The sequence below is a fragment of the Chloracidobacterium sp. genome (assembly GCA_016711345.1).
In the GTDB taxonomy this organism is placed as follows: domain Bacteria; phylum Acidobacteriota; class Blastocatellia; order Pyrinomonadales; family Pyrinomonadaceae; genus OLB17.
This window is the reverse complement of the sequence record JADJTD010000001.1, coordinates 49,129-61,069: the sequence shown is the minus strand read 5'-3', so window position 1 is coordinate 61,069 and position 11,941 is coordinate 49,129. Positions and strand designations below refer to the sequence as shown.

10 protein-coding genes are annotated in these 11,941 nt (G+C 52.5%); 1 reads left to right on the top strand and 9 read right to left on the bottom strand.

From position 1 onward, the window contains the following. Nucleotides 1-5: 5 nt before the first annotated feature. The 5 genes from IPL32_00290 to moaA all read right to left on the bottom strand — a co-directional run bounded on the left by IPL32_00290 (nucleotide 6) and on the right by moaA (nucleotide 6,700). Nucleotides 6-1,667, bottom strand: a complete 1,662-nt coding sequence (locus IPL32_00290; protein ID MBK8464243.1) for a c-type cytochrome — start codon at nucleotides 1,665-1,667, stop codon at nucleotides 6-8. A 4-nt stretch (nucleotides 1,668-1,671) separates the two neighbouring features. Beyond that, complete coding sequence (locus IPL32_00285; protein MBK8464242.1) at nucleotides 1,672-3,219, bottom strand: cytochrome b N-terminal domain-containing protein; 1,548 nt, start codon at nucleotides 3,217-3,219, stop codon at nucleotides 1,672-1,674. A 3-nt stretch (nucleotides 3,220-3,222) separates the two neighbouring features. After that, nucleotides 3,223-3,702 (bottom strand): Rieske 2Fe-2S domain-containing protein, encoded by a 480-nt coding sequence (locus IPL32_00280; GenBank protein MBK8464241.1) that lies wholly within the window; start codon nucleotides 3,700-3,702, stop codon nucleotides 3,223-3,225. Next, complete coding sequence (locus IPL32_00275; GenBank protein MBK8464240.1) at nucleotides 3,699-5,612, bottom strand: FAD-dependent oxidoreductase; 1,914 nt, start codon at nucleotides 5,610-5,612, stop codon at nucleotides 3,699-3,701. The genes IPL32_00280 and IPL32_00275 overlap by 4 nt, the downstream gene beginning before the upstream one ends. A gap of 95 nt (nucleotides 5,613-5,707) precedes the next feature. Then, nucleotides 5,708-6,700: a GTP 3',8-cyclase MoaA gene (moaA, locus tag IPL32_00270; GenBank protein ID MBK8464239.1), complete on the bottom strand. Its 993-nt coding sequence runs from the start codon at nucleotides 6,698-6,700 to the stop codon at nucleotides 5,708-5,710. Between the two features lie 254 nt (nucleotides 6,701-6,954). Between moaA and IPL32_00265 the strand changes: the two genes are divergently transcribed. Next, entirely contained in the window at nucleotides 6,955-8,409 is a 1,455-nt protein-coding gene (locus tag IPL32_00265) for a hypothetical protein (protein ID MBK8464238.1), read from the top strand. Between the two features lie 405 nt (nucleotides 8,410-8,814). Here the strand turns inward: IPL32_00265 and IPL32_00260 are convergent, their stop codons facing one another. From IPL32_00260 to IPL32_00245, 4 genes are all read right to left on the bottom strand, one after another. Continuing rightward, nucleotides 8,815-10,116, bottom strand: a complete 1,302-nt coding sequence (locus tag IPL32_00260) for a type II toxin-antitoxin system HipA family toxin (GenBank protein MBK8464237.1) — start codon at nucleotides 10,114-10,116, stop codon at nucleotides 8,815-8,817. Continuing rightward, nucleotides 10,113-10,463 carry a helix-turn-helix domain-containing protein gene (locus tag IPL32_00255; protein MBK8464236.1) on the bottom strand — a complete coding sequence of 117 codons (351 nt, stop codon included), beginning with the start codon at nucleotides 10,461-10,463 and terminating at the stop codon, nucleotides 10,113-10,115. Before IPL32_00255 ends, IPL32_00260 begins: the two co-directional genes overlap by 4 nt. Nucleotides 10,464-10,697: 234 nt before the next feature. After that, nucleotides 10,698-10,994: a hypothetical protein gene (locus IPL32_00250; protein ID MBK8464235.1), complete on the bottom strand. Its 297-nt coding sequence runs from the start codon at nucleotides 10,992-10,994 to the stop codon at nucleotides 10,698-10,700. Continuing rightward, nucleotides 10,943-11,254, bottom strand: a complete 312-nt coding sequence (locus IPL32_00245) for a type IV toxin-antitoxin system AbiEi family antitoxin domain-containing protein (protein ID MBK8464234.1) — start codon at nucleotides 11,252-11,254, stop codon at nucleotides 10,943-10,945. The genes IPL32_00250 and IPL32_00245 overlap by 52 nt, the downstream gene beginning before the upstream one ends. Nucleotides 11,255-11,941 lie beyond the last annotated feature (687 nt).

Here is an 11,941-nt window from a genome sequence, read left to right as displayed (position 1 = left end):
CTCAACTATTTTGCGCTCAATGAACGTATATAAACCACGATCGACTCGACCTCGGCTTGGGTTAATGCTCTGCGGATCGGCGACGGATCTCCGAAACCTTGCATCACAGTCCCGCTCCTTCCCCGTGTGATCGTCCCGACCAGAAAGGTGTCCGAAACACTGGATAAAAACACTTTGTTGTTAAGCGCCGGGCCATCTGCGCCCACGCCGTTCTTTCCGTGACAGCCCGAACAATTTGAAGCAAAGAGCGTCGCTCCGAGAGCTGCGTCACCCGTCGCCCACAGCTGCGGCTTGGCATCGGGCTGTGCTTGGACGTTACCTCCGAGCCTGCGAATGTAGGCGATGACGGCTCGAACCTCATCGTCGTTGAAACCATTCACACGATCGCCCCACGCCAGCATCGGCCGTCCGGGCCGGCCATTCCGTATTGTCTGGAAGAGAAAATCATCAGAGGCGAGCTGCAGGAACTCCGGACTGGTTATCGACGGATTCGGAACAAGGCCGGGGAAACGGGTTCCTCGTCCGTCTGCCGCATGACAACTTGAACACACCGCGGTGTAAATGGTCTCGCCGTCCTTAGCAAACTCGCGCTCGCCGAAACGCATTGCCCGCACGCGGTCTTTCGGAAGATAAACGTCGGGCAAAGTGCGCCGTCTGAGCGAAAGTGTATAGAGCGTCAGCAGGTCGATCTGGCTATCAGACAAGCCAAGTGCGGGCATTTGCGAACCCGCCACCGTGGACGCAGGTGAACGGAAATGCTGGACGACCCAGTTGGTTAGAGTGTGATCGCCCGGAACCTTTGAGAAGTTAAGCTGGTTGGGATCTTTGAAACCAGAAAGCGATAGATTCACGCCTGCATCGCCGCCAAATGTTCCGACGGTGTGGCATCCGGCACAGCCGGCCGTGTTGAACTGAGCCTTTGCTTCGATCAATTTCGGTGCACCCATTTGGGTATCGAGAAAGATCTTCAGAGCCGAACGGTCTGCCTCGACTACCTCACGAAATGACGTTTTCCAGGCCGCGTCCGTCGCCTGCTGAGACTTTTGCAGGTGAGCCGCATACCATTCGGCGTTGTAGCCTTTGAGTCCGACATGGGATAGGTCGGGGCCTTCCATGCCGGTTACATTGCCGCCCGGACGCAGAGTACCGCCGCGGCCGTCGAGGCGATGACACGCGTAGCAGTCGAGCCTTTCGAACGTCTTACGGGCGTTATCGAGAGTTGGCAGATTTGGAACATTGAGCGGCGTGTGACAGGTTCCGCAGCTCGCATAGGCATACTTTGCGGGCAGCATCGGCTCGGTCCAGAAGTGAACATTCCCGTGAGCGTCGTCTTTCTCAGTTGCTTGTCCCTGTCCACCATGACAGGTCGTGCAGCCGATCTCGGTCGGGGAATGGACGACAGGCTTATGGGCTGCACCTACCTTTTGATCGGTCGTGATCTGTTCGCCGGATGCCATCCCGACATGACAAGTGACACAGCGGTCCGTGACTTTGAGTTGCGGATTCACGATCTGCCGCAGCCGCAGATCGATCGGGCCTTCCGTGGTCTTAGCGTTCCCCTGGATGCCGTGCCAGTCCTTCATGAAGTTCTCGGACACGGCTGCGGCGGCGAGGAGCAGGAAAACCCCGATACTTGAAACCATCAACAGATATTTATTCTTGTTCATAGCGTCAATGGCCTCCCCAATCTGACGGCGACCAGAAAAAGTCCCAGTTCGGGCCGCGGAAATAGGTGCCGATCATGGTCAGCACAATGAAGCCGCACAGGAAGCAGGTGAACAAAGCGAGAGCGCCGGCACGGGTTGAGTTGTACTTTCGGACAGCCCATATCGAATAAGCCGCGTAGATCGCTGTCAAGACGGTTCCGGGATTGATGAACGTGATGAAAAGCTGCGGAATATCCGGGAACCACTCGCGAAGCCAACCGAAATGTATAGCAAATGCCTCGACACCGATCGAAGCTGCAAATCCAACGACAGCCGACCATTTCACCAACTTCCATCCGCCCGGCCCGCCGAACCATTCGCCGGTTCCTTCCTTTTCACGGTCAAGAAATGGGATCAGCCCCAAGCCGATCACGCACAGCATCGGAATACCAATGCCGCCCATAAATGCCGAGAACGATACGATCTCCTGCAGCCCGAGAAAATACCATGGTGCTTTTGCCGGATTCTCAGGAACGAGCGGATTTGCGAGTTCCTTTAAGGGAGCATCAGAAACGAAAGCCAACCCGACGCAGATGAGAGTTGTCAGCATCAGCACACCAAGCTCGGCGTAGAAAAGGTGCGGCATTGACGGAACCGTGTGTTCCGGGCCGCTCCCGACGGCAGGCGTTTTGCCCTTCACGACGGCGGCTAGGTGATATGTTTTCGTCGGAGCATCCGTAAAGACTGGATAGAATTCTTTGGCTTCCTGGCCAACCAGTTCATCGGCATTCTCCGGTTTTGCGAGCCCACCATCCTTGCGTATTCGCCAGAAATGCACCGCCATCAACATAACAAGAGTCAGTGGCAAGATCATTACGTGAAGCAGATAGAATCTGATCAACGCCTCTTCGCCGACCTTGTCAGACCCAAGCAATATTTCACGCTGCAGGCCGCCGATATCTGCCCAAGCCGTGATCCCAAGTGCGTCGGTGATCTCTCGAGGACTCTGCGCGATATTGGCGCCGATCGTGATCGCCCAGTAGGCGAGTTGATCCCAAGGAAGCAGATAGCCCGTAAATGACAGGCCCAAGGTCGTGACCAGCAAGCCCCAGCCGATGAACCAGTTGAATTCCCTCGGCTTTCGGTACGAGGCGGTGTAGAACGCCCGTGCCATGTGCAGTATCACGGCGACTACCATTACATTGGCCGCCCAGCGGTGGATGTTCCGCATAAAGCGGCCGGTCGGTACGATGAAATGAATGTCCTTGATCGATTGATAGGCAACGTCCGGATACGGCTTGTAATAGAACATCAGCAGGATGCCGGTGACCAGAGTTATCAGAAATGCAGCGGTCGTCATTATGCCGAGCCCCATGGTCGTGCTCCAACGCAGGCTCCAGAGATGCGTGCGGACCGAATGAAGATGCAGGAAGACGTTGCCGAATATAAACGACGACCGCGTACGATCGGTCTTTGGCGGACCGCCGCGAAACATCGCCCGATAGACGTGATTCGGGATGCCCCGCAGATTGATCCAGAATTCGTGTAATGCTGAATAGCCTTCTGCCTTCATGATCTACACCTTTGTTCCAGTCTTTACCGTTGCTTCCTCGTCAATGGTGAGAACGCTTCCATTTTTTGAGACTTTCAGCCATGGCAGCGGTGTCGGAGCCGGCCCTTTCCTTACCGTTCCATCTTTTTGAAAGCCCGATCCGTGACAGGGACAATCAAATCCGGCCGAGCTTGTCTTCACGATGCATCCTAAATGGGTGCAAACGGTTGAGATCGCAAAGACACCATCGGCATCTCGAAAGACCGCGACGTTTCGCCCCGGGGGTACGAAGGCTTCGCCCTCCGGCAGCGTGTCAGGCAGGGCAACATTGAATTTCTTTGCCGGCGAAGCCGACACGGCTGCCTTTGGCAGCTTGAGCATCCCAAAGATCGAGAGAGCGAATGCCGCTGCCATCGATCCCAAGGCCGCAAGCCCAAGAAAATCCCGCCGGGGCATTGGTTCCGGGTCAAAACGTGATTTCTTTTCACTTGGATGTGTCGTCATACTGAACTCCAATTTGTTGAAAATGTGACTCGTTCCATCGAGATAGCATCCACCGGACAGCGGATCGCACACAGAGCACACCGAATGCAGCGATCCTCGTCTTTTAGGATCGCCGAGTTTTTGCTCAGTTCGGCATCGTTGCCGATCGATGAATCGATCATTTGTCCTATATCGGTATCAAATTCGAGATTGTCCAGCGAGATCAGCTTCAGACACTCGGTCGGACAAACATCAGCACAGCCGCCACACAGTACGCACCGACTGCCGTCAAAAACCGGAGTGACACCGCAATCCAGACAACGCGAAGCCTCGCGCATCGCTTCTTCTTTGCTGAAACCTATTTCAACCACGTTCTCGGGATGTGCGAGTCGTTCGGAGGGCTCGATGGTCGGAACTTCAACTCGGCGGATCGATTCATAGCCGCGTTCACGACGGTATCGGTCAAGAATCACATGGGTTTTAACCAGTTCATGTTCGAGTGCGTTACCGGTCAGATATTGATAAACGGAACGCGCCGCTGCCTTGCCGGACGCGACGGCGTCGATCAGCAAACGCGTTCCGTGGGCGAGATCGCCGGCGACAAAGACCCCTTGGGCAGTGGTCTGCAGCGTGGCGAGGTCAACCTTGAGCCAGTCGCCTCGCATTCTTTCCACGTCTTGTCCGCCGTCCTCCAAAAAAGAAAGGGCCGGTGCTTGGCCAACAGCCAGAAGCACGGTGTCGCAGGGAATTACCTTCTTTTCCTCATCATCGTAAAGCGGTGAGAATTTTCGATCTTCGTCGTAGACGCGGAGGCATTTTCTAAAGGCAACGCCGGTCACTCTGCCTTTTTCATCCCGAACGACCTCTGTCGGCCCCCAGCCGTTGCTGCGCTTGATGCCCTCTTCGTCGCCCTCAACGATCTCGATCGTGTCCGCAGGCATTTCTTCCGCACCTTCAAGCGAGATCAGGTGAACGTTCGCCGTCTCAGAAAGCCTCGCAGCCGTGCGTGCGGTGTCAAAAGCGATCTGGCGGACGACCGACCTCGCGACGTCATATGCGACATTTCCGCCGCCGATGACCACAATCTCACGGCCCATGTCGAGATCGTCGCCGAGTGAGACCGCCCGGAGCAGATCGACACCGCCAATCACGCCAGGTCCGTCCTCACCGGTCAAACCGAGGCCGCGTGATGATTTGGCACCGACCGCGATTATCACCGCCGCGAAATCCTCGCGGAGCTCGGCAAAAGTAATATCTTCACCGACTTTTACTCCGCAACGGATCTCGACGCCGAGTGCCTCGATGACGGCGACTTCCTTTTCGATCAGTTCACGCGGGAGTCGATATGCCGGAACGCCGACGGCCAGCATTCCCGCTGCGACAGGCTCGATCTCAAAGACGACCGGCTTGAATCCCATCAACGCCAGGTCATGCGCGGCTGAGAGTCCTGCGGGGCCGGCTCCGATGATCGCGATCTTTTCGCCATCGCCTTTTTCGAGCGAACTGCTGGTCGCGGATCTCAAAAGAGCCGCCATTTCCTCAGCATCTCCGGCGACGGGCGGGATAAAATTCCTGATCGAGTCCAATACTTCACTCGTCGGCCTCGCCTCCGGCCCGAACTGATCACATGCAAAACGCTTCAGCGCACGGATCGCGATTGGGCGGTCCTGGCCGACGAACATTCCGTCGTCATTCACTTTGGGGATTTTTCCGCGGCGGCAGGCGATCTCGCAAGGGGCTCCGCAGATGCGGCCGCAGATCGAGGCAAAAGGATTCGGACCGCGTGCTATTAAATATGCTTCTTCAAACCGCGCATCCGCGATCGCCCGAACATAACCGCGTGCGTCCGTATGAACGGGACACGCCACTTGGCAAGAGATCAGGTTTTGATGGTAGTTCGCGTCCGGGACGTGAACGTTGAGCCGCATCATAGTCTTCTGTTGTCACAAAATGAGTGAAACAGTTGGAATGCTATGCGGGTTGGAATGCTCAGAATATGACTTAAGTCATGTTTTGACGAATATTTTTAGCCGCCGATTGAGCTCATCGACCGTGAGGGATTTTTAAATGTTGAGGAACCAATCTTGTGGCCGTACTCCTTTCTCGCGACAGCAAAACGAATTAGTTCGGTTACCTCGCTTCGAGATCCGCCGCTTCTCAGCAATTCTCTTACGTCATATTCTTGGGTAGAGAATAAACATGTTCTTATCTGCCCATCGGCCGTCAGTCGAATTCGCGAACAGTCGCCGCAAAAGGCATCTGTGACGGAAGCGATCAGACCGATCTCGCCGCCTGTCCCGTCAGCAAAGCGATACCTCCACGCTGTCTCACCTTTGCGGGACGGGTTTATAAGAACTATTGGAAAGGCCGAATTTATTGCTTCCCGGATCTCAGTGGCGGGGACCAGATGTTTGTGATCCCAGATACGTCCTCTATCAAGAGGCATGAACTCGATGAATCTGACGGTTAAACTGTTTCTCCTGGCAAACCGAGCAAGGTCGACGACCTCATCGTCGTTTTGACCCCGGACGATCACAGCGTTGATCTTTATATCAGGGTATCCGGCCGAACGAGCGGCCTCTATTGAGTCGAGCACACCAGACAGTTTGTCGGAGCCCGTAATTGAGCGAAATGTGCCCGGCTTTAGGCTATCCAGCGAGAATGTCACGCGGTTTAGGCCGCTCGATCGTAAACTGTCGGCCTTACTTGCGAAGTTGCTACCATTCGTGATCATCGCGAGTTCTTGAAGGCCATAGCGTTTGAGGCTTGAGAGTTCAGCAACAAGTTGGTCGAGTCCCTTTCTTACCATAGGCTCACCGCCGGTCAGCCGTATCTTTTCAATCCCGAGAGAGACGAACACATCACAGAGAAAGTATATCTCGTCGAACGTCAACAGGGTCGTATCACTCGATGTGCAGGGGGCCGGATTGGGGTCGCAATAGAAACATCGAAAATTACAACGATCCGTCACGGATACGCGCAAATCTTTAATTTTTCGATTGAAGGAATCAAACAACATTTCCTGTTCTTCCGCCGCTGTTCTTAGTATGAGCCTACTTACGGTCTTGACTCTACTTGCGGTGCCGTTTGCCAATCTCCTTGGCCGAAGTTCTATTTCGGTTCTCGCTCGACAACATTAAAGGTCTCACTCTGCACGGCGAGAAAACATGATCTGCGTCATACTGCGGCAATCGGGTGAACGATATATTCAATTGGTGGTACTACACGCGGAAAAATTGTGAGCGACCGAGTTGATCCAGTAGAGGTATTTATATGCATATCAAGTTCTTAAAGTTCGTACTTATAGCAGCAATACCGTCCATTCTCAGCCTTACAGTCGTTGCCCAGACGCCCGGTGGCACACCGTCGGCAGATGACATGAGTGCTCGTGTAAAGCAACTGGAAAGTGAGGTCGAAACAATGCGTCGCGAAATGGCTGAGCTGAAAGCGATGCTCGGAAAGAACGCGTCAGCTAAGCCAGCCGATCCGCCGGCAAAGCCTGATACTAGGCCAGCGGATGTTGCGAAAACAGATGTAAAACAAGCTCCTCAACCGAAAAAAGATCTGGGTGTCGATGTCGGATCCGCGCGCATCACCCCATACGGGACTATCTACTTCAATGCGTTTGGCAACAGTGGCGGAACTAATAATGCGGACGTTCCGCTGTTTGCCACGCCAACGAGCAGCGGAAATGTAAGTGCAAGCGTCAGGCAAACTCGCTTGGGGGCGAAGGTCGAGGGTGCTAAGGTTGGAAACGCACGGCTCTCGGCAATTCTCGAAGCCGATTTCTTCGGTGGTTTTCCGTCGGTTGGGATCGGCGAGAACTTTGGCGTTGTCAGGTTGCGACTCGCAAACGCTAGGCTCGACTGGGAGAAAACTTCTGTAACAGTTGGACAGGACTGGATGGTTTTCGCTCCCGTTAATCCGACTTCGCTCGCGGCCGCAGCGATACCGCAGATGGCCGGAGCGGGAAATAATTGGGCGCGGCTGCCTCAGATCAAAATCGAAAGAAAGGTCACGCCGGACATAACCTGGCAAGGAGCCGTACTTGCGCCGCAGACTGGCGACTTTGCGACAAACGCCGCGTTCTTAATCCAGCCGACGACGGGAGCGGCATCGCGTGTTCCATTTCTACAAAGCCGGATCGCGTTCAGCGGGAAAAATTGGCTTGGCAGCAAAAAGTCAGGAGCGATAGGATTTTCAGGACACTACGGAAGATCGCGCGTCTTTACGGGTGCGGCCAATGTTAGAAATGACATAGATACATACGGCGTTGCTGTCGACTGGAATCTTCCGCTTACAAACCGTGTTGGTCTTTCCGGTGAAGCATTTTTTGGCGAAAACCTCGGCGGCTTTCAAGCTGGTGTCTTTCAAAGTTACAACAATGATTTTGCCTTTAGCCAGGGCGTCGCTTTGACCGCCGGTGGCGTTCGTGCGATCAGGACGCGGGGCGGATGGACTCAGATCGGTTTGACTCCGCCGACACTGAGCGATCGATTGACTTTTTATGTAACGATCGGAATTGACGACCCTGAGAATCGAGACCTAACCAGCGTCTCTCGACGCGACTGGCGTACCCGCAATCTGGCATTTGCCGGGGAGGCGATTTTTAAGTGGACTCCACAATTTTCGATCGGCCTTGAGCTTCGTCGCTTTTACACGACTTATCTATTCAGCGGAGCGCAGCATGCAAATCACGTAAACCTCGGAGCCTCGTATTCGTTCTAATAGTAGGAGTTTATGGACGGCTTTATACTCGCCGGCGGATCAAGCACACGTATTTGGGAATACAAAGCAAAACTGGTTCTTGAAGAAGTCCGGTTCATTTATCGCGCTGTTAAGGCGGTATCCGGGGGCGAGCGACAGCGGGTAGTAATTATCGGTGGCAACATCGTACGATATGAAAGATATTGCCGAACTAGCCGAGAGCCGGGTCAATATCCCTCGTACGATTTCACGTCAAACCCCTTATAATCTGGTACCGCCAACTCGACAAAAGAGGAAGAAATCAAACCCAGCCCCTGTTCCCGGAACGCTCGTTAGAGGCAAACGTAACTTCGGCCTTCTGGAGGTGAGTGAACTGCCAGCAATAAGAAACTGTAACTCCGAACGATGGATCGGCAGTAATAATGTTCAGATTGACGACAACTCCAAACGCAGATTCTCTTGGATCTGCGTTTTCCACGATTCGGTGACCTTGGCGGCTTCGGCAAAATACGGCCATTTTTCCACTGCCTTTCTGACCGAAGCAACGATTGACTCTGCGCGACCGCGTTTTAGGGGAACCGCTTCAGCGCATGCCTTAAAATCATTCATCGAAAACCCATCCCGTTTTCCGTTCATGGTCATCTGGTGACTCGATGTCCATACTCCAGACGGATTAAAGCTGTATGCCACATCAAACGCGGGGGCAAGAGACCATTTGCCCTCTTTGCCCATTAGAAAAGCGATATTCTTGACATGATCGTCCTGATTTCTCGCAATGATGTTAAATGCCATCCGGCGAAACATCTGCTCAATGGCGGATGTCGGAAGCTTAAGCTGACGCATGATGAGCATGGCTTGCTCGTAACCATATGCGCCGGCATTGTTGAAATCAAAATGAGCGAGGCCGCTCAAGGACAACATGTGCAGCTTTTCGCCGTTCTCGAGACGGTCGAATCGCTTTGTCATGAAATGCCGTCTGCCGTTTTCTTCGAGTAAGCGGCATTCGCTCATCTGTATTCCCGCCTCAAGTGCCATTAGATAATAGGCATACTCGATTGCTCCATAGCCCTGAGGATCGGCAAGTTCTTTGTCCCGATTTCCGGTGACTCCGTCGAACTTTAATAACCAATATTCAAATCCGTCGCCGGCTTTTCCTTGCCCAGACCTAACTTCATTGGTTTTCCGATTCCACGCGATCACCGCTTTCGCCCGGGCACCACCCGCGGAGGTTCCAACGCGAAGAATATCCGTGAGAGAATCTGGATCGTCAAAAGTAGTATCAAGATTGCTTCGTTGATTCAAAATGTCGGAAGCTAGTTTGACTAAGGCGTCAACCTCGATTTTACGAGAGGCCATCTCCCTTGGGCCTTTGCTCGGGAAAAACTCGAGGGCTCCCATCCCACGTGAGCCTGTGTAGCAGAGCCTTTCAACCGCATTAAAACTGTCAGCGGACCGGCCTTGCGTTGCGAGCCAAGCATCAATGAGTGCGTTGCCAAACTTATCCGGTAGCGAATCAGCCAGCAAACCCGGCAAGCCGTGAAAGGTCACTAGTGGCAACTCCGGGAATACGTATATTGATCCAGTGAGCGGCATCACAATCGGTGAGACCTCGATGCCGCTTTTCATGAACTCTGGTGTGTACTCAAAGACAGCCACATCATTGCGATCCTCAAGCGAAACAGCCCCGATGGTGCGTCCCCACAGCTTGACCTCAGCCAACGTTGTCATGAATCATCTCCCCAACTCCAGCCCGTCCCTTTCGAGCTTCGTAGTTCTTTCGAGGAGGCCCGTCGTCGTTTTTTCCCTTGAAGTTTCAGTTGAGCTATTGGGCTTGAAACAGGTTCTGGGAAAAGTACTTCTAAACGCTGCTGTAATCCTAATGAGCGCAGGAGCCGAATTAGGCTTGTAACTTGTACCGATTCGCCTGCCTCTAGCCGTTCAACGGTTCGCTTAGACAAGCCCGCTTGCTCCGCAAGATTTGCTTGGGTGAAGTTCTGATTCAATCGAATCATTGCAACACGTTCTCCGATTTCTTTAAGTATCGCTTGATCGGTCGTGTTTGTGTCGAATCTCATAATACGGCAATTATGGCGAGTAACTATGGTAATGTCAATATATATCGGCAAATATGGCGAGTAAAGTGCAACGCATCTTCAGGAGTATGATATCGTCATTAATAACGAGTTAGGACCGATTTTAGAGGCAGCTCGCCAATTTCGGCGAAGTGTAGCAAATATTCGACTATCTGGTTTCTGACTGAGATTATGTGGAAGCCGGATCGCCAACTGGAAGTGCCTTTTCTTTGGTGGTCAGGGCACGATGACCTCGAGATACTTGGCTAGTACCGATTCAAGCTCAAGTTCTCTTGCTGCTTTTGCAAGTTTTGCTTCCGTAGTTCTTCTTGTTGCAAGAGCTTCTCTGGCGGCCTTTATGGCTGTTCGTTCACCTACCTTTGTGATGAATTTAAGAGCCTCTAGTGCCGCCCTTTCGACGGTGACGATTCGATAGCCCTTTTCATCTATGATCTGTTTGTCGAGGCTTGTTTTTGTTCGAATCAGTCTATAACCATTTTCTCGGTTCTTTTCTCCGGAGGGACCATCATCCATATTTCTCCCGGAACCTGCTCGGCAAGGTTGTAATGATATAGAGCTGAAAGACCACCGATTGCTGAACCGGGCCCAAACTTTGAATATGCGATCTGGAATCCTACATCTTTATCGAGCGACGTCTTCGGATGAAGGTAGATTCCACGATCAAGACGAACGATATCCTTTGCAGCGACAAGCCTGGATATGTCTTGCTGACTAATTCCCGCAGCCTTGCCCTGAGCCAGTGTAAATACCCCAAGTTTTTTTAACTTTAGCACCTGATCCTTACCCACCATTAAAGTATTGTGGTGCAAAGTGACATTTGTCAATGAATAATGTCGCGATGCACCAATCTGAGAAAGGTTGGCAGTTCAGATAACATCGCTCAAATATATAAAAGAGCGGTAGGCGAGAGGGGCAAAAGTAGTGAAAACCGGATACCAATTTATTGGTGTGTTAATAAGCCAGAATGACTAAGGAGATGGGGTTTCGTCACATTTGTTTCCCGAAAATGTCGCAAAACACTAAACAGAAAAATTAGTGTTTATTTTCGATCAGAATGTGTTATTTTGTTGTTCTCGCCAGTGTTATTTATCGACGTTCAAATTGGGACTAATCCTGGTAACTTGGTTGCAAGATGGTTGCACTTTTCCTGACGCATATCTACTCAGAACCTGTGAGTGACACGCAAATAGCCGATTTTGATTGGTTTTGAGAGATCTTGAGAACTTATGATTGCCCCTCAGGTTGGTTGGGGTGCGAGAGGTCGTGAGTTCAAATCTCGCCGTCCCGACCAATAAACATGGGGCTTTCGAACAAATTCGAAAGCCCTTTTTTTGTGCAGATGGTTGCAGTTCTCGGTTATTCCGCGAACGGGCTTGGGACTAAACAGTTCTAAATCAATTGTTTAGAGTACCTGGTAGCCTCGAAAAAACTGCATCCATTTTGCAACCATCAGGTACTCC

What these genes read in the sequence shown, in the direction of transcription:
- IPL32_00255 (MBK8464236.1), bottom strand. Translation starts at nt 10,463, where the DNA reads ATGAGATTCGACACAAACACGACCGATCAAGCGATACTTAAAGAAATC.
- IPL32_00265 (MBK8464238.1), top strand. Translation starts at nt 6,955, where the DNA reads ATGCATATCAAGTTCTTAAAGTTCGTACTTATAGCAGCAATACCGTCC.
- IPL32_00285 (MBK8464242.1), bottom strand. Translation starts at nt 3,219, where the DNA reads ATGAAGGCAGAAGGCTATTCAGCATTACACGAATTCTGGATCAATCTG.
- IPL32_00250 (MBK8464235.1), bottom strand. Translation starts at nt 10,994, where the DNA reads ATGGATGATGGTCCCTCCGGAGAAAAGAACCGAGAAAATGGTTATAGA.
- IPL32_00280 (MBK8464241.1), bottom strand. Translation starts at nt 3,702, where the DNA reads ATGACGACACATCCAAGTGAAAAGAAATCACGTTTTGACCCGGAACCA.
- IPL32_00275 (MBK8464240.1), bottom strand. Translation starts at nt 5,612, where the DNA reads ATGATGCGGCTCAACGTTCACGTCCCGGACGCGAACTACCATCAAAAC.
- IPL32_00260 (MBK8464237.1), bottom strand. Translation starts at nt 10,116, where the DNA reads ATGACAACGTTGGCTGAGGTCAAGCTGTGGGGACGCACCATCGGGGCT.
- IPL32_00290 (MBK8464243.1), bottom strand. Translation starts at nt 1,667, where the DNA reads ATGAACAAGAATAAATATCTGTTGATGGTTTCAAGTATCGGGGTTTTC.
- moaA (MBK8464239.1), bottom strand. Translation starts at nt 6,700, where the DNA reads ATGTTGTTTGATTCCTTCAATCGAAAAATTAAAGATTTGCGCGTATCC.